The organism is Sphingomonas astaxanthinifaciens DSM 22298 (assembly GCF_000711715.1).
GTDB lineage: Bacteria > Pseudomonadota > Alphaproteobacteria > Sphingomonadales > Sphingomonadaceae > Sphingomicrobium > Sphingomicrobium astaxanthinifaciens_A.
On record NZ_JONN01000001.1, the window covers coordinates 899,838 to 916,593 of the forward strand.

Below are 16,756 nucleotides of genomic sequence, written 5' to 3' on the forward strand. Positions count from 1 at the left end.
GGGACACCGTAACGGGCCTCAAACGACCCTAATGCCCGGAGAGACCGTGCCCATCACCCTGCTGCCGCTCGCGGCGCCGCTGCCCTTGCTCCTTCCCGCGCTGGTCGCGAGCCTGCGCCCCGGGCGGCGACCGAAGCTGGTGCCCGAACTGGCCGAGGCCGCGGCGCTCGCCGCGCTGCTGATTGCAGCCGCGACGCTCGCCCTTCTCCTCGCCGGGGGACCGGCGACCAGTCCGCTTCTGGGCGCAAGCGGAATCGGCCTGTCGACGCGGATCGACGCGGTCAGCGTGACCATGCTCGCTCTCGTCAGCTTCGTCGGCTGGGTGGTGGTCCGCTACACCCGCAGCTACCTCGACGGCGAGGCGCGGCAGGGGGCCTTCACCGCCTGGCTGTGCGCGGCGATCGCCTCGGTGCTGCTGCTGGTGCAGGCGGGCAATCTCGTCCAGCTCGCCGCGTCGTGGATCGCGACCAGTTATTGCCTCCATCGCCTGCTGCTCTTCTATCCCGAGCGTCGCGCGGCGCAGCGGGCGGCGGCCAAGAAGCGGCTCTTCTCGACCATCGGCGCGGTGGCGCTCGTTGCCGCGGCGGGGCTGATGATCCTTGCGCACGGCACCACCGATATCGCCGCGATCAATGCCGCGGCCCGTGCGGGCGAGGCCCCGGCGGGGATCATCGGGGTGGCCGCCTTGCTGGCGCTCGCCGCCTTGCTCAAGTCGGCGCAATTCCCCACCCACGGCTGGCTGACCGAGGTGATGGAAGCCCCGACCCCGGTCTCGGCGCTGCTTCATGCCGGAGTGATCAACGCCGGCGGCTTCCTCCTCATCCGTCTGGCCGACGTCATGCTGGCCGCGCCCGGCGTGCTCGCGGTGCTGGCGATGATCGGCGGCTTCACCGCCATCTTCGGCGCCGCGGTCATGCTGACCCAGCCCGCGGTCAAGACCTCGCTCGCCTGGTCGACGGTCGGGCAGATGGGATTCATGATCCTGCAGTGCGGGCTCGCCCTCTTCCCGCTCGCGCTGCTGCACATCGTCGCCCACTCGCTCTACAAGGCGCATGCCTTTCTCGCCTCGGGCGGGGCGGTCGAGCAGGTCGCCTCGATCCGGCGGCCGGGCCCGGTCGCGGTGCCGAGCGTCCGTGCGGTCGGCCGCGCCTTCGTTGCCGCGCTCGCCGTCTATGCCGCGATCGGCGCGCTGTTCGGCCTGGCCTTCGGCTTCGATCACAAGAGCCCGCAGGCCCTGGCCCTGGGCGCGATCCTCGTCTTCGGCGTCGCCTATCTGTTTGCGCAAGGGTTCGCCGATGCCGCGCCGCGCCTCCTGACCCGCCGCACGACGCTCTACTCGGCCGCCGCCGCGAGCGGTTATTTCGCGCTCCAGACGCTAGCCGAGTGGCTGACCCGGGGCACGCTTCCCGCCACCCCTGCGCCCGGCCCGCTCGAATGGACGCTGATCGCGCTCGCGGTGTTGAGCTTCGGGCTGGTCGCGGTCGCGCAGGCCCTGTTCCCCTTGTGGGCGAGCCACCCGGCCTCGGCGGGGCTTCGGGTCCATCTCTCGAACGGCCTCTACGTCAATGCCGCGCTCGACCGGCTGCTTGGCGGCTGGACCATCAAGCGCGCCGGCTGAGCCGACCCTGGAGTAACGACGATGACGACCAAGGACATTTGCGCCGCCGCCGACCGCGCCGTGCGCGCCATCCCGCCTTTGTGGCCGCTCGCCGCGAGCGTCGCGGTCAATCCCTTTCTCGGCCAGTCGGGCGAGCCGCTCGAGCGGACCGCCGCGCGGCTGGCGCGGGTCGCGGGATCCGCCGTCACCATGCCCCGCCGCTGGTACCGGGAGAAGATCGAGCGCGGCGAGATCCTCGCTGCCGATCTCGAGGCCGCCGCGGCGGGACGCCTGTCGCCCACCGAGCTCATCGAGGCCACGCGGAAAAAGCGACCCGAGCGACTGGCGATTCCGACGGTCGCCGATTTGTCGGCCCATGCGTGCGGGACCGACTGGCCGGCGCTGGTGGCGGAGCGGACCAGTCACTTCGCCGCGAGCATCTTCGACACCGGGCAGGCGCTCTGGCCAAGCCCCGCGGGGCAAGGCCCCTATGCCCTCTGGCGATCGGCCGCGACGCACGACCTGACGCCCGAGATTGCGGGACTGTTTGGCTTTGCCGCCTTCGCCAGCGCACTTCCGGCGAGCAGCGAGGAGCTGATCGCTTTGGCCGTCCGCGAGCTGGCTTTGCCCGCGGATGCGCTCGACCTCTATTTCCATCGGCTGCTGACCCTGACCGGAGGCTGGGCGCAGGTCGCGCGCTACCGTCTGTGGCAGGCCGAGCTGGCTGGCGGCGCGGACTCGTCGGGCACCGATCTCCTCGCCATCATGCTGGCCTTCGAGCTCGCGCTCTACCGCCAGCATCGCGACGCCATCGCCGGCGCGTGGACCAGTGCCTGCCGCGCCTTTGCCGAACCGCCGGTGCCGAGCGCCGACGACCGCATCGACGCCATGCTCCAGGAGGCCGCCGAACGGGCGGCGCAGCGGCGATTGCAGGCGCTGCTCGCCGAACCCCGGTCGCCCCGTCCGGCCGAGCGCCCGTCGCTGCAGATGGCCTTCTGCATCGACGTCCGCTCCGAGCTCTTCCGCCGCGCGCTCGAAAGCCTCGACCCGGGCATTCGCACCCTCGGCTTCGCGGGCTTCTTCGGGCTTGGCACCGGGCATCGCCGGCTGGGCTCCGACGTGATCGAAGCGCGCCTCCCCGTCCTCCTCACCCCGGGCGTACACAGCCATTCGGGCGGCGCGCCCGAGCAGGACCAGGCCTACCGCATCGCCCGCCGTGCGAGCCGCGCCTGGGACCGGTTCAAGCTGGCGGCCGTCTCGTCCTTCGCTTTCGTCGAGGCCGCCGGTCCGACCTACGTCCTGAAGCTCGTCCGCGATGCGCTCGGCCTGAAGCGGAACGACGCGCCCCACGACCCCGCGCCCGTGCTCGACCCCGCGCTCGACCTCGCCACGCGGATCGCCACCGCCACCGCGGTGCTCAGGGCCATGTCGCTGACCGAGGGCTTCGCGCCGCTGGTCATCCTCGCCGGTCATGGCGCGAACACGGTCAACAATCCCCATGGGTCCGCGCTCCACTGCGGCGCCTGCGGCGGCTATTCGGGCGAGGTCAATGCGCGGCTGCTGGCGGGGCTGCTCAACGACCCCGAGGTGCGCGACGGGCTCGCCGCCACCGGGATCGTCATCCCCGCCGACACGCATTTTTGTGCCGCGCTGCATGACACCACCACCGACGCGGTCACGCTCTACGCCGACGACCACCCCTCGCCCGCCCACGCCGGGCAGCTCGAACGCGCCCGCCGCTGGCTCGCTGCGGCAGGAACGCTGACCGCGACCGAGCGCGCGCGCCGCCTCCCGCGTGCCAGCGACGCGGCCGATGTCGCCGCCCGGGCGCGCAACTGGGCCGAGCTTCGCCCCGAATGGGCGCTCGCCGGCTGCCAGGCCTTTGTCGCCGCCCCGCGCGCCAGGACGGCGGGCAAGGACCTCGCGGGCCGCGCCTTCCTCCACGACTATGACTGGCGCGCCGACGCGGGCTTCGGCGTGCTCGAACTGATCCTCACCGCGCCGGTAGTGGTCGCGAGCTGGATCAGCCTCCAATATTATGGCTCGACCGTCGCGCCAGGGCTGTTCGGCGCGGGCAACAAGCTGCTGCACAACGTCACCGGCGGCCTCGGCGTGGTCGAGGGCAATGGCGGCCTCCTGCGCGGCGGCCTGCCGATCCAGTCGGTCTCGGACGGCGAGCAACTGATGCACGAACCGCTGCGGCTGTCGGTGCTGGTCGAGGCCCCGCGCGCGGCGATCACCGACATCCTCGCCCGTCACGAACAGGTCCGCGCGCTGTTCGACAACAAGTGGCTGCACCTGTTCGCGCTCGACGACCAAGGCCGGATGGCGTGGCGCTACACCGGCGACCTTGGCTGGGAAGAGATGGCGCCGAACCCGGCCGACGAACGCGTCGCCGCCTAGAGCGCCAGCACCGGCACGAGGGTCCCAGCGGGATTGGCCACGTCCCCGGCCGGCAACCGGACGAGGAGGTCGGCCGACCCGGGGACGCGCTGGCCGTTCGAATCCTGGTGATCGGCAAGAACCACCCGGCCCCCGTCCTCGTGGCCACGAAAGAAGGTTTCGCGTGAGCCCACGGGCGCGACGGCCTCCGCCAGCGGCAAGGTGCGCGCGGCAAGCGCCTCGGCGGGCGGCCGTCCGGTCATTCCGCACAGCAAGGGCGCGAGGAAGAGCCGCGCGCAGACCAGCGCCGAGGTGGGATTGCCGGGCAGGCCGAGCACGATTGCGCCGCCCGCACGGCCCGCCCAGACGGGCTTGCCCGGCTTCATCGCGACCTTGGAGAAAAGGAGCTCGAGGCCATGCGGCGCAACCATCGCCTTGGCATGATCGCGCTCGCCGACCGAGGCCCCGCCGGTCACCACCAGCACATCGACCTCATCGAGCATCCTGCCCGCCGCCGCCACTGCGCTCGGCAGATCGTCAGCGAGCCGCTCGATTCTCACGACCTCGCCGCCCCAGTCGGCTGCGAGCGCGGCGACGGCAAGTGACACGCTGTCGGGAATGGCGGCGGGATGCGCGGCGGCGGTGCCGGGCGCGACCAGTTCGTCGCCCGTGACGAGCAGGCCGACCCGCGGTCGCCGCCAGACCCGGACCTCGCCGACGTCGCCCCCGCCGATGGCGAGCAGCGCGCCGGGCGTGAGCTTCGTGCCGGCCGCCAGCAGTTCGCGGCCAATGACGAAATCGCTGCCGCGCGGGCGGACGAAGGTCGGGCCGCCCGTTGCCCCGAAGGTGGCGATGCCGTCGGCCTCGGCGACCTCCTCCTGGATGACGACACGGTCGGCCCCGGCAGGAAGCGCGGCCCCGGTGAAGATCCGGACGCAGGCCTGCGGGGGCATGTCGTCGGCGAAGGGTTGGCCGGGATAGGAACGGCCGATCACGGGCAGCGCGGCGCCTCCAGCGATGTCGGCGGCGCGCACCGCATAGCCGTCCATCGCCGAGACGTCGGCCCGCGGGCTGTCGATGCGGGCGACGACGGGCCCGGCGAGGATCCGGCCGTGCGCCGCGGCCAGCGGCAAGGTCTCGAGGCCCAGCGGCGCGGCGACGCCCGCCAGCAGCGCCGAGGCCTCGTCGAAGCTGATCATGCCGGCCAGTCCGACTTGCCGCCGCTCTTCGCCGTCACCTTGATGTCGCCGATCGCCATCGTCCGGTCGACCGCCTTCAGCATGTCGAACAGGGTGAGGCCCGCGACCGAGACGGCGGTCAGCGCCTCCATCTCGACCCCGGTAACGCCGTTGGTGCGGACCTCGGCGGCGATGCGATACCCGGGAAGATCGGGATCCTCCATGATGGTCACCGCGACCTTGGTCAGCGGCAGCGAGTGGCAGAGCGGGATCAGCTCGGCCGTGCGCTTGGCGGCCATGATCCCGGCCAGTTCGGCGGTGGTGACGACCGCTCCCTTGGGCGCCTTGCCCTCGCGGACGAGGGACAGGGTTTCGGACGCGCAGCGCAAGCTGCCCGACGCCGCCGCGGTGCGCTGGGTCGGCGCCTTGTCGGTCACGTCGACCATCTGCGCGCGGCCTTCGCCGTCGAGGTGGCTGAGCTTGCTCATCCCTGCAACCGCGGGATCAGGCTCGGCAGCGAGCAGGGACGGTAGCGGCTGTCGAGTTCGTGGACGAGGACGAGGTCCCAGGCGTCGCGGCAGGCCCCGGTGGAGCCCGGCAGGCAGAAGATGAACTTGTCCTCGATCTGCCCGGCGAAGGTGCGCGACTGGAGCGTCGAGACGCCGACGGTGGTCAGGCTCGCCTGGTGGAAGAGCACCGCCCAGCCCTCCATCTCGCGGCGGAGCAAGGGGCGGACCGCCTCGGGGGTGACGTCGCGCGTTGCGAAGCCGGTCCCGCCGGTGGTGAGGATGAGATCGACCGCCGGCTCGGCGACCCAGGCGAGGACCTGTGCGCGGATCGCCTCGACGTCGTCGGGCACGATCGCGCGGCCGGCAAGGCGGTGGCCGCTGTCGGCGAGGCGCTCGACCAGTGTCTGGCCCGAGGTGTCGTTTTCCTCGATGCGGGTGTCCGAGACAGTCAGCACGGCAATGCCAAGCGGGTGGAAAGGCAGTTCGGGATCGATACGTCCGGCCATCACTTCGTGCTCCATCGCGCGGCGGCCTCGTGGTCGGCCGTCGTCGGCTCGATCCAGCGGCGGCCCTGCTCGCCTTCCTCGCGCTTCCACAGCACAGCCTCGGTCTTGAGGCGATCCATGATCTGGTCGCAAGCCTCGAAGGCGGCGCGGCGATGCGCGGCGGCGGCGGCGACCCACACGATCGGCTCGGCCGGCGCGATCCGGCCGTGGCGGTGCACCACCTCGACCGCGAGAAGGTTGAAGCGGGCGACGGCGTCGGCGGCGATGGCGTCCAGCGAGCGTAAGGTGGCGGTCGGATGAGCTTCGAGGACCAGCGCGTCGAGCACCTCGCCGGCCGATCCATTGGCGCGGGCAAGGCCAAGGAAGCTCATTACCGCGCCGACCGTGCCGGGCAGCCGCGCGGTAAAGCCGGCGAGAAGCGACGCCGGATCGAGCGACTCCTCGCTCAGGATTGCGCGCATCATCTCAGCCGCCCGACACCGGCGGCCAGAATTCGATCGCGTCGGCAGGATCGAGATGATGGTCGTCGCCAACCATTTCGTCGCGCACGAAGGCGCTGATCCCGGCGGCGCCCAGAGCAGCACCGAGCGCGGGATGCATCGCCTCGATCAGCGCGCGCAGCTCTCCCACCCGGCAGCCCGAAGCGGGCGCGGTGACGGCGATCCGCCGTCCCGCATGATCCGCCAGGCGGCCGTAGAAGGTCACATCCATGATGCGAGACTAGGCGGTCGGGGTCGCCTTGCCGAGCCCCAGCGCTCCCAGCCAGTTTTGCAGTTCGTCGACCATGTCCTCGACCTGACCCGCGTCGCCCTCGGCATGGGCAAGCACGAACGCGCCCTGCAGGGTGGCAAGAAGGAAGCGGGCGTGACGCTCCGCGCGCGGGTCGGCGGCGGCCTGCAATTGGTCGGTCAGCCAGCCGGTGAGGACCCGGAACGGCTCGGCAGCGGGCTCGGCGGCGAGCGACAGCTGGCGGAAATCGCGGGAGAGCATGGCGAGCGGGCAACCCCGCTTCGCATAAGCCGGCGCATTGTCGCGACTGCGATCAAGGAACAGCCGGATGCGCGCGAGCGGGTCGGGGGTCGCCGCATCGAGCTCGCCGACGATCGCCGTCACCCTCTTGGTCCAGCGCTCGGCCACCGCCTCGGACAGCGCGTCCTTGGTCCGGAAGTAAGTGAACATGTTCCCCGGCGCGACCGCGGCCGCCCGCGCCACGTCGGCCAGCGCCGTTCCCTGGATCCCGCCGTGGTGGAACTGCTCGGCCGCCGCCTCGACGATCGCCGCCCGCTTGGCCTCCGCTGCACGAACCATTTTTCCGAAACTCCGAGTCAGTCAGTTGACTGACTTAGGGCCATGCGCCTAGCCTGATCAAGAGCGGGAGGAATCATGCGCGATCCAACCCATTATCGACGTCACGCCGTTTCGGACGGGGACCGCTGAGGTGGCGACGATCGTCGATCCGGCGAGCCCGCTTCCGCCAGAGCCAGCGCCCGCCCCCGTCGCCGAGCCGGTCGAACCCGAGGTTCGCGGCGGCGAGCTGGTCAAGCGCCACCGCCTGTCGACCCGCCTGTGGCACTGGACGAATGCGATCACCCTCCTCGTCATGCTGATGAGCGGGCTGATGATCTTCAACGCCCACCCCCGCCTCTACTGGGGCACCTACGGCGCCAATCCCGACCATCCCTGGCTCGAGGTCACCAGCACGACCACCAGGGGGTTCCTGCGCGTCGGCCCGGTCACGGTCGATACGACGGGCGTGCTCGGCCACTGGCAGGCGCCCGACGGCTCGACCCAGCACCGTGCCTTCCCACACTGGGCGACCATCCCGTCGAGCTACAGCCTCGCCGACGCGCGCATCTGGCACCTCGCCTTCGCCTGGGTGCTGGCGCTCGGGCTGCTCGCCTACATGATCGTCTCGCTGGTCAATCGGCACTTCCAGAAGGACCTTGCGATCAAGGGCGCGGAGATCACGCCCAGGCACCTATGGGCCGACATCAAGGACCATGCCCGGCTGCGCTTTCCGACCGGAGCGGCGGCGCTGCGCTACAACATCCTCCAGAAGCTCGCCTACGGGTCGGTGCTGTTCGTGCTGCTGCCGCTGATCATCTTCACCGGCATGACGATGAGCCCGGCGCTCACCACCGGCTGGTCGTTCCTGCTCGACATCTTCGGCGGACGGCAGTCGGCGCGCTCGCTCCACTTCATCGCCGCCTTCGCCCTCGTCGGCTTCTTCCTCGTCCATATCGCGATGGTGGTGCTGGCCGGGCCGATCAACGAAGTCCGCTCGATGATCACCGGACGCTACCGAATCCCGAAGGCGAAAGACGAGGCATGAGCGATTTGTTCGACCGTCGCGGGCTGATGCGCGGACTGGCACTGACCGCCGGCGGATTGACGCTCGCCGGCTGCGACAAGCTCAACGGACAGCCGCAGTTCCGCGAGCTCCTCAAGGGCGCCGAGCAGCTCAACTACAAGGCGCAGCGCGTGGTCGCGGGGCGCGACGCGCTCGCCCGCGAATATAGCCGGCTCGACCTGTCGCCGGTGTTCCGGGTCAACGGCAACGCCATGCCCGCCTCGCCCGCTTATCAGCAGCATGCGGCAAGCAACTTCGCCGACTGGCGGCTGGTGATCGACGGGCTGGTCGCACGCCCGCTCCAGCTCAGCCTCGCCCAGCTCGCGCAGGCGCCGCAGCGCGCGCAGATCACGATGCACAATTGCGTCGAGGGATGGAGCGCGATCGGCGGCTGGCAAGGGCCGCAGCTCGGCCCGCTGCTGCGCGCCGCCGGCCTCTCGACCCGCGCCAATTTCATCGTCTTCCACTGCGCCGACGACAGCGGCGGCGCGCCTTATTACGAGTCGATCGACCTCGTCGACGCCTTCCACCCGCAGACCATCCTTGCGACGCACATGAACGGCGAGCGGGTCAGCATTCCCCACGGCGCGCCGGTGCGGCTGCGGGTCGAGCGCCAGCTCGGCTACAAGCATGCCAAGTTCGTGATGCGGATCGAGGCACGCGAGCGATTGGACGACCTCTATGGCGGCAAGGGCGGCTTCTGGGAGGATCGCGCCGATTATGCCTGGTATGCGGGGATCTGAGATGCGGTCGGTGATGCTTGTCGCGCTGGCGCTGGCCGGATGTTCGGCGCAGCCCGCGCCCAAAGCCGCTGAGGTCGACGTTCCCGGCGACCCGCGCCATCCCAAGGTGGTCGAGCTGTTCCAGAGCCAGGGCTGCTCTTCCTGCCCGCCCGCCAACGCCAATCTCAACCGGGTGGCGAACCGCGGCGACCTCCTCGCCCTCAGTTTCGCGGTGACCTACTGGGACCAGCTCGGCTGGAAGGACAAGTTCGCCAGCCCCGCCTTCACGCAGCGCCAGTGGGATTATGCGCGCGCCGCCGGCCGCGGCAACGTCTTCACGCCGCAGATGATCTTCAACGGATCGAAGGTCGACGTCGGCGGCAATCCCGAGGTGTTCGACCGCATCGTCCAAGACCTGCCCGCGCTCGGCGGGCCTGCGATCGACGTCGCCAAGGGTGAGCTGGTGGTCGGGCCGGGAGAAGTGCCGAGGCCCGCGACGGTCTGGCTGGTCCGCTACGATCCCCGCGAGCAGCAGGTCGCGATCAAGGCCGGGGAGAACCGCGGCCGTACCCTACCCCACCGCAATATCGTCACCGAGCTGACCAACCTCGGCAGCTGGACCGGCAAGGAATTGCGCCTGCCCTTCCCGGCCGGCGGCGATGCAGCGCTCAAGACCGCCATCCTGCTGCAATCGGGGCCGGGCGGTCCGCTCATCGGCGCGCGCAAGCTCTAGCCCTTGCTGCTGCTCGCCGCCGCCTTCCTGCTGACCGCGCTGCTCTACGCCATGGCGGGGTTCGGCGGGGGCTCGACCTATACCGCGCTGCTGGTCCTCGCGGGCACCGACATCAAGGCCGTTCCGGTCATCTCGCTCCTGTGCAACGTCCTGGTCGTCACGCTGGGCGCGATCGCTTTCGCCCGCGCCGGCAATTTCGACGCGCGGCGGAGCTGGCCTTTGTTCATCCTGTCGGTGCCCGCCGCGGCGCTCGGCGGTCGGCTGGCGGTGGGTGAGACCTTGTTCCTCGGACTGCTCGCCTTCTCCCTGCTGTGCGCGGGCCTCACGATGCTCTGGCAACCTTGGTGGCAGCAGGAACGCCAGCCGGCCAACGGCCCCCGCCCGGTCGGCTGGGTCGAGCCGCTTATTGCCGGCCTCCTCGGCTTTGCCGCGGGTGTGGTGGGGATCGGCGGCGGCATCTTTCTCGCGCCCTTGCTCTACGTCCGCCGCTGGGGCCCGCCCAAGGCGATCGCCGCGACCTCGGCGATGTTCATCCTCGTCAATTCGCTTGCCGGGCTGGTTGGCCAGGCGAGCAAGGGGCTGGCCGCCACCGCCGCGGTGATCGGCGACCATCTCCTGCTCTTCCCCGCCGTGGTGGTCGGCGGCGCGGCGGGCGCGCTGGTCGGAAGCCGGCTCATCGACCCCAAGTGGGTGCGGGTCGTCAGCGCGCTGCTCATCCTCTACGTTGCAGTGCGCCTCGGCCTGCGCTGGGCTGCGGCCTTGTCGGGAGCTTCGTCGTGATCGACTCGCACGGCCGGACGATCACCTACCTGCGGCTGTCGGTCACCGACCGCTGCAACCTTCGCTGCGCCTATTGCATGCCGCTCCGGATGCGCTTCGCGCCGCGCCCCGACCTCCTGACCCTCGACGAGCTCGAGCGGCTCGCCGCGCGGTTCGTCGCGCACGGCATCCGCAAGCTTCGGCTGACGGGCGGCGAACCCTTGGTCCGGCCGGGAATCATCGACCTCGTCGCCGATCTCGCGCGGCATATTGAGACCGGCGCGCTCGACGAGCTGACCCTCACCACCAACGGCACGCTGCTCGCCGATCATGCCGAGGCGCTCGCCCGCCACGGCGTCCGCCGGGTCAACGTCAGCCTCGACACGCTCGACCCCGGCCGGTTTACCGCCCTGACGCGCGGCGGGACGATCGCGCCCGTCCTAGCGGGGATCGAGGCGGCGCGGGCCGCCGGCCTTGCGGTCAAGCTGAATGCGGTGGCGCTGCGCGACACGCTCGACGAGGCGGTCGATCTCGCCGCCTTCGCCCATGCCCGCGGCGCCGCGATCACCTTCATCGAGGTGATGCCGCTCGGCGACGTGGACGCGGAGCGGCTCGATCAGCACGTTCCCATGCCAGAGCTCCGCCAGCGCCTCGAGACCGCCTTCGCGCTCACCGACACCACGCTCCGCACCGGGGGCCCCGCGCGCTACGTCCGCACCGCGACCGGCGGGATGATCGGCTTCATCACCCCGCTCACGGCCAATTTCTGCGCGAGCTGCAACCGGGTCCGGGTCACCGCGACGGGAACGCTCCACCCCTGCCTCGGCAACGCCCATGCGACTGATCTCAGGACCCTCCTGCGCGACGGCAGCGCGGAGGATCTGGACAGGGCGATCGCCCGGGCTATTGGGGCCAAGCCTCGCGCCCACGACTTCCGCATCGCGCCCGGCGAGACCCGCGGCCTGGACCGGCACATGTCGGTGACCGGCGGCTAGGCAAGCCTCCCTTTTTCGTCAGCATGTTCGGCGGTGTTGTTCGCATCGATCGCGAAGGCAGCGCCGGCTGGCGGGCTTGATCGTGGTTAACTCTCCATTGACTCCGAGTGCAATGAAGCAGAGTTTTCTCCCGATTTTTGAGGGGCGACTCACATGACTGATGCGACGATGGCCTTTCCGCCGATTACGGAAAATGTCGGGCAAAGCCGAGTTTCGCGTAAGGCAATCCTCCTCACCGGCGTGATCGCACTGGCGGTGGCGGCAGGCGCGGTCGGGATCGCCCAGCGCTTCCCCATCGATGGCACCACCGCCGGCACCATCGCCCCCGCCCAGCGCTACATCGCGCCGCAGGTCGGTGACGCCGACATCACGCTTGGCGACACCAGCGTGCCCAGGCTGATGCAGACCGACGCCTTCGAGGTGATGGCCCGCAACCCGAGCTTCCGCAGCCTCGCCGCCGACCCGGGCTTCTCGGCACTGGCGCAGAACAGCCAGGCGATGGCCATCATGGCCGCCAATCCCAAGGCCTTCGCCCAACTGGCCAAGAGCCCCGAGGCCTTCGCCCGCCTTGCCGCGCATGCGCAGGCAATCGCCAACGACGCCGGCGCCTCGGCGCAGGCGCAGGGCGAGATGTTCGCCGCCATGGCCACCAACGCCAAGGCGTTCGAGGCCTTTTCGGGCAATGCCGCCGCCTTCTCCGACGTGGCGGCCTCGCCGGCCTTTTTCGCGGCGATCTCGCGCTATCCGCAGGCGATGAACGCGATCGCGCTCAACGCCGAAGCCTTCAAGCAATTCGCCAGGAACCCGGCCGCCTTCCAGAAGGCCGCGGCGGAAGCGAACATGCCCGAGATGCGCAGCGCGGCCTCGTCCTTCCGGTCGCTGGCACGCGACAGCGCGGCGATGACGCAGGTGACCAACAACGCCGACGCCTTTGCCCGCATGGCCGCGCGCTCGGTGGCCTTCGCCAGCTTCGCCAGGAACACCGCGGCCTTCAACGCCGCGCTCAACAGCCAGGCGCTCGACGCCATGGCGCGCAGCGCCGCGGCCTTCCGCGCCGCCGCCGCCCGGCCCGAGGCCCTCGCCTCCATGGCGAGGAGCGCAAGCGCCTTCTCCAGCCAGCTGCGCGCGTCGAGCGCGGCCAATGCGGTCTCGATGGCCAGCGAGGCGCAGGTCGCCAAGGCGATCGCGGCCAATAGCGCAGCCTTCTCGGCGATGGCGGCCAATCCCGCGGCCTTCGCCGAAATGGCGTCGCATGCCGCCTTCTATTCGGCCCTGTCGCGCTATCCCGAGGCATTGAACGCCATGTCGCTCGACGCCTCGGCCTTCGCCAGTTTCGCGAAGAATCCGGCCGCCTTCCAGAAGGCCGCCGCCGAAGCCAGCATGCCGCAGATGCGCTCGGCGGCCAACAGCTTCCAGGCGCTGGCCCGTGACAGCGCGGCCATCGCGACCCTGTCGGCCGACGCCTCGGCTTTCTCGAGCTTCGCGCGCCAGGCGGTCGCCTTCAACGCGCTTGCTCGCAATGCCGCGGCGATGCGGCTCGCGACCAATGCGCAGACGATGGACGTGATGGCGCGCAATGCCGCGGCCTTCCGCTCCGCCGCGGCCGATGCCGCTTCGCTTTCCGCAATGGTCAGGAGCGCCGACGCCTTCTCGAGCCAGGCCCGCTCGGCGGCGGCGATGAGCGCCAATGCGCAGGTCGCGGCGATGGTCGCGGCCAGCCCGCAGGCGTTCGCGATGATGCAGTCGAACCCGCAGGCCTTCTCGCAGCTGGCGCGCCAGCCGCAGGCGCTGGCGACCTTCGCCCGGAATGCCTCGGCGGTGTCGCAATTGGCGCAGAGCCAGGCCTTCGCCTCGCTCATCGCCAATCCGGCCTTTGCCGCCGCGGCGCAGAGCCCGTCCTTCGCCGAAGCCATTTCGGGCGCCCGCTAGGCCGACGCGGGGGCCGGGGGTTGAAGCGTTGAACGTGCCGCAGCGGCTGCGCGCATCGCGCCTGTCGCTCGGCCTGCTCCTTGCCTGCGTCAGCAGCGCCGCGCTTGCGCAAAGCGAGACGGTCGCGCCGCCGCCGCCCGTCGCCGAGAGTGACAAGACCCCCGCCCCGCCCGAACCCAAGCCGCAGGAAGAAAAGCTCAAGAGCGCCGACGAGCTGCCCGAGATCGACCTGTCGCTCCTTCGGACGAAGGACTTCACGCTCCTCTACTTCGATCCCGCGCAGACCTATCTCACCCCCTATATCGGGCGGGCGACGCAGAATGCGCTCGACTATCACAAGAAGATGTTCGGCTGGACGCCGTGGGACCGGACCACGGTCCTGCTCAAGGACTTCTCCGACTATGGCAACGCCGCCGCGCGCTCGTCACCCAATAATGCGGTGCTGCTCGACGTCGCGCCGCTGAGCCTCACCTACGAGACCTTCAGCCCGGGCGAACGCTTCTTCACCCTCACCAACCACGAGCTCGCGCATGTCGCGACCATGGACGTGTGGAACGCGACCGACGCGCGCTGGCGAAAGTTCTTCCGCGGCAAGCCGATGCCGGTCGAGGCGCATCCCGAGACCATCCTCTACAATTTCCTGACGACGCCGCGCGTCAACTCGCCCCGCTGGTATCTCGAGGGCAGCGCGGTGTTCATGGAGACGTGGATGGCGGGCGGCCTCGGGCGGGGCCAGGGCGCCTATGACGAGATGGCCTTCCGCGCCAAGGTGCGTGACCGGACCCCCATCTATTCGCCGCTCGCGCTCGAATCCGTCGGCATCGTCAACGACTTCCAGGTCGGCGTGAACGACTATCTCTACGGCACGCGCTTCTTCTCGTGGCTGGCGCTCACCTATGGGCCGCAGAAGGTCAACCAGTGGCTCCGCCGCGATCCCGGCAGCGCGGGCTATTATGCGACCCAGTTCAGGCGGGTGTTCGGCCTTCGCCTCGACGACGGCTGGGACCGCTGGATCGCCTGGGAGCGGCAGTTCCAGTCCGCCAATCTCGCCGCCTTGTCGCGGGTGCCGCTGACGGAGGTCGAGCATCTCAGCAAGCGCGGTTTGGGCTCGGTCTCACGGACCTTCTACGATCCCAAGACCAACAGCCTGATCGGCGCCTTCCGCTATCCGGGCGTGCTGCCTTATGTGGGCGCGCTGTCGCTCACCACGGGCGAGACCCGCCGCCTCGCGAACATCAAGGGCGCGATGCTCTACAACGTGACCTCGATGGCCTGGGACCCGGACAGCCGGACGGCTTTTTATACCGAGGACAATTACGCCTATCGCGACGTGTTCGCGATCCAGGTCGACACGGGCAAGCGGACGAAGCTGCTGACCGACGCCAGGATCGGCGATCTCGTGGTCAATCCGAAGGACAAGTCGATCTGGGGCATCCGCCACCAGAACGGCTTCTCGACCCTGGTCCGCATCCCCCCTCCCTATGCGGGCTTCAACCAGGTCCACACCTTCGATTACAATCAGAACCCGTTCGACCTCGACATTTCGCCCGACGGGACCAAGCTCTCCGCTTCGGTCGGCCTGTCGGACGGCAGTCAATATGTTCGTGTCTGGTCGATCGACGAATTGATGGCGGGCACGGAACCCAAGGCCATCGCCGAGCTCAAGCTCGCCCCCTCGACGCCTGAGAGCTTCGTCTTCGCCCCCGACGGCAAGTCGCTCTACGGAAGCGCTTATTATACCGGTGTCTCGAACATCTACCGGTTCGACCTCGACACCCAGGAAGCGGTGCCGGTGTCCAATGCCTCGACCGGCTTCTTCCGGCCGATGCCGCAGGCCGACGGGTCGCTGATCGTCTATGACTATGCCGGCGACGGCTTCACGCCCTCGCGCATCCAGCCAAAGGAGTATGACGATCTCGGCACGGTCACCTTCCTCGGCGCCGAGGTGGCGCGCGTGCATCCCGAGGTCACCACCTACGGAGTCGGCTCGCCGGCCAAGGTCGATCTCGATCCCCTGATCGTCGAGCGTGGCAAATATTTCCCGGAGAAGGAGCGCAAGCTCGCCGGCACCTATCCGATCGTCGTTGACTACAAGGGCAAGCCGGCGTTCGGCTATCATTTCACCATCGAGGATCCGCTCCAGTTCAAGCAGCTCAACCTCGACCTCAGCGTCTCGCCCTGGGGCGGCGGCTCGGCCTGGGAGCGGCTCCACGCCGACATCGAATATCAGACGCTCAACTGGCGTTTCCGCTACTGGCACAACCTGACCAGTTTCTACGACCTGTTCGGGCCGGTGAAGCGCAGCCGCAAGGGCGACTCGCTGCAGATCGGCTGGCGCAAGACGCGCATCTACGATCCCCCGCGCACGCTCGACCTGTTCGCCGACGTCGCGGGCTACACGGGCCTTGAGGTCCAGCCCGAGGCGCAGAATGTGAAGAGCCCGCGCCGGCTGCTGACCGCCCAGGCGGGCGCCCGGTTCAAGAACGAGACGCGCTCCCTGGGCTCGATCGACCATGAGCGCGGAATCATGGCCGAGGCCATTGCCAGCGGCGTCTATGGCAACAGCAATCTCTTCCCCAGGATCGAGGGCGGCATCGCCTTCGGCCGGCCGCTGCCGCTGAAGAACAGTTCGCTCTGGCTCTACGCGCAAGGAGGCGTCGCGGGCGGGCCGGGCCGCGATCCGCTCGGCAGCTTCTACTTCGGCTCGTTCCGCAACAATTACGTCGATGACCGCGCGGTCAAACGCTACCGCGAGATCGAATCCTTCCCCGGCTTCGACATCGACGAGATCAGCGCGCGCAGCTTCGCCAAGGCGATCGGCGAATGGAATCTGCCGCCGGTGCGCTTCGCCGAAGTGGGCGTGCCGAGCTTCTATCTCTCGTCGGTCCGCCCGGCCGTCTTCGCCGGCGTGCTCGCGACCAGGCGCAGCGACGGCAAATCGCCGACCTATGCGACGGTTGGCGGCCAGCTCGATTTCAACATGACGATCGCGCTGCGCCTGCCGATGGTCCTCTCTTTGGGGGCCGCGCGCGGCTATGCGCAGGGGCGCCGCAAAACGGAGTGGCTCGCGTCATTGAAAATCCTGTAGGCTGGCGC

The 16,756-nt window shown here is 69.7% G+C and carries 15 protein-coding genes; 9 read left to right on the forward strand and 6 right to left on the reverse strand.

Annotated elements, in window-relative coordinates; all coding sequences use genetic code 11:
• Positions 1-46: 46 nt before the first annotated feature.
• Both BS69_RS0104515 and BS69_RS0104520 read left to right on the forward strand, forming a co-directional pair.
• Entirely contained in the window at positions 47-1,618 is a 1,572-nt protein-coding gene (locus tag BS69_RS0104515) for a proton-conducting transporter transmembrane domain-containing protein (protein WP_029940788.1), read from the forward strand.
• 21 nt (positions 1,619-1,639) lie between these two features.
• Positions 1,640-4,000 carry a YbcC family protein gene (locus BS69_RS0104520; protein ID WP_029940789.1) on the forward strand — a complete coding sequence of 787 codons (2,361 nt, stop codon included), beginning with the start codon at positions 1,640-1,642 and terminating at the stop codon, positions 3,998-4,000.
• On the opposite strand, the gene BS69_RS0104525 is transcribed toward BS69_RS0104520, so the two are convergent.
• The 6 genes from BS69_RS0104525 to BS69_RS13570 are packed head-to-tail and all read right to left on the reverse strand — an operon-like array spanning position 3,997 to position 7,480.
• Positions 3,997-5,178, reverse strand: a complete 1,182-nt coding sequence (locus tag BS69_RS0104525; RefSeq protein WP_029940790.1) for a molybdopterin molybdotransferase MoeA — start codon at positions 5,176-5,178, stop codon at positions 3,997-3,999. The two genes, BS69_RS0104520 and BS69_RS0104525, sit on opposite strands and share 4 nt — an antisense overlap.
• The gene (gene moaC, locus BS69_RS0104530; RefSeq protein ID WP_029940791.1) at positions 5,175-5,645 is read right to left on the reverse strand and encodes a cyclic pyranopterin monophosphate synthase MoaC; all 471 of its coding nucleotides are present in this window, start codon (positions 5,643-5,645) and stop codon (positions 5,175-5,177) included. Before moaC ends, BS69_RS0104525 begins: the two co-directional genes overlap by 4 nt.
• On the reverse strand, positions 5,642-6,172 hold the full coding sequence (gene moaB, locus BS69_RS0104535; RefSeq protein WP_029940792.1) for a molybdenum cofactor biosynthesis protein B: 531 nt from the start codon (positions 6,170-6,172) through the stop codon (positions 5,642-5,644). Before moaB ends, moaC begins: the two co-directional genes overlap by 4 nt.
• The gene (locus BS69_RS0104540; protein ID WP_029940793.1) at positions 6,172-6,633 is read right to left on the reverse strand and encodes a molybdenum cofactor biosynthesis protein MoaE; all 462 of its coding nucleotides are present in this window, start codon (positions 6,631-6,633) and stop codon (positions 6,172-6,174) included. The genes moaB and BS69_RS0104540 overlap by 1 nt, the downstream gene beginning before the upstream one ends.
• A gap of 4 nt (positions 6,634-6,637) precedes the next feature.
• Complete coding sequence (locus BS69_RS0104545; RefSeq protein WP_029940794.1) at positions 6,638-6,883, reverse strand: MoaD/ThiS family protein; 246 nt, start codon at positions 6,881-6,883, stop codon at positions 6,638-6,640.
• A gap of 9 nt (positions 6,884-6,892) precedes the next feature.
• Positions 6,893-7,480, reverse strand: coding sequence for a TetR/AcrR family transcriptional regulator (locus tag BS69_RS13570; protein ID WP_051676539.1), 588 nt, complete (start codon positions 7,478-7,480; stop codon positions 6,893-6,895).
• A 226-nt stretch (positions 7,481-7,706) separates the two neighbouring features.
• Here BS69_RS13570 and BS69_RS0104555 point away from each other — a divergent pair, with 226 nt between their 5' ends.
• The 7 genes from BS69_RS0104555 to BS69_RS0104585 all read left to right on the forward strand — a co-directional run bounded on the left by BS69_RS0104555 (position 7,707) and on the right by BS69_RS0104585 (position 16,748).
• On the forward strand, positions 7,707-8,504 hold the full coding sequence (locus BS69_RS0104555; RefSeq protein ID WP_037504619.1) for a cytochrome b/b6 domain-containing protein: 798 nt from the start codon (positions 7,707-7,709) through the stop codon (positions 8,502-8,504).
• Entirely contained in the window at positions 8,501-9,265 is a 765-nt protein-coding gene (locus BS69_RS0104560) for a molybdopterin-dependent oxidoreductase (protein ID WP_029940797.1), read from the forward strand. Before BS69_RS0104555 ends, BS69_RS0104560 begins: the two co-directional genes overlap by 4 nt.
• Before the next feature lies 1 nt (position 9,266).
• Positions 9,267-9,977 (forward strand): DUF1223 domain-containing protein, encoded by a 711-nt coding sequence (locus tag BS69_RS0104565; RefSeq protein WP_051676540.1) that lies wholly within the window; start codon positions 9,267-9,269, stop codon positions 9,975-9,977.
• 3 nt (positions 9,978-9,980) lie between these two features.
• Entirely contained in the window at positions 9,981-10,757 is a 777-nt protein-coding gene (locus BS69_RS0104570; protein WP_029940799.1) for a sulfite exporter TauE/SafE family protein, read from the forward strand.
• Positions 10,754-11,731 carry a GTP 3',8-cyclase MoaA gene (gene moaA, locus BS69_RS0104575; protein ID WP_245605104.1) on the forward strand — a complete coding sequence of 326 codons (978 nt, stop codon included), beginning with the start codon at positions 10,754-10,756 and terminating at the stop codon, positions 11,729-11,731. The genes BS69_RS0104570 and moaA overlap by 4 nt, the downstream gene beginning before the upstream one ends.
• Positions 11,732-11,884: 153 nt before the next feature.
• Positions 11,885-13,660 carry a hypothetical protein gene (locus tag BS69_RS0104580; protein WP_156956894.1) on the forward strand — a complete coding sequence of 592 codons (1,776 nt, stop codon included), beginning with the start codon at positions 11,885-11,887 and terminating at the stop codon, positions 13,658-13,660.
• A 28-nt stretch (positions 13,661-13,688) separates the two neighbouring features.
• Entirely contained in the window at positions 13,689-16,748 is a 3,060-nt protein-coding gene (locus BS69_RS0104585; protein ID WP_029940802.1) for a hypothetical protein, read from the forward strand.
• The last annotated feature ends 8 nt before the right edge of the window (positions 16,749-16,756 follow it).

Coding starts and splice junctions, on each gene's coding strand:
- BS69_RS0104520 (WP_029940789.1), top strand. CDS start 1,640: ATGACGACCAAGGACATTTGCGCCGCCGCCGACCGCGCCGTGCGCGCC.
- BS69_RS0104525 (WP_029940790.1), bottom strand. CDS start 5,178: ATGATCAGCTTCGACGAGGCCTCGGCGCTGCTGGCGGGCGTCGCCGCG.
- moaC (WP_029940791.1), bottom strand. CDS start 5,645: ATGAGCAAGCTCAGCCACCTCGACGGCGAAGGCCGCGCGCAGATGGTC.
- moaB (WP_029940792.1), bottom strand. CDS start 6,172: ATGGCCGGACGTATCGATCCCGAACTGCCTTTCCACCCGCTTGGCATT.
- BS69_RS0104540 (WP_029940793.1), bottom strand. CDS start 6,633: ATGCGCGCAATCCTGAGCGAGGAGTCGCTCGATCCGGCGTCGCTTCTC.
- BS69_RS0104545 (WP_029940794.1), bottom strand. CDS start 6,883: ATGGATGTGACCTTCTACGGCCGCCTGGCGGATCATGCGGGACGGCGG.
- BS69_RS13570 (WP_051676539.1), bottom strand. CDS start 7,480: ATGGTTCGTGCAGCGGAGGCCAAGCGGGCGGCGATCGTCGAGGCGGCG.
- BS69_RS0104560 (WP_029940797.1), top strand. CDS start 8,501: ATGAGCGATTTGTTCGACCGTCGCGGGCTGATGCGCGGACTGGCACTG.
- BS69_RS0104565 (WP_051676540.1), top strand. CDS start 9,267: ATGCGGTCGGTGATGCTTGTCGCGCTGGCGCTGGCCGGATGTTCGGCG.
- BS69_RS0104580 (WP_156956894.1), top strand. CDS start 11,885: ATGACTGATGCGACGATGGCCTTTCCGCCGATTACGGAAAATGTCGGG.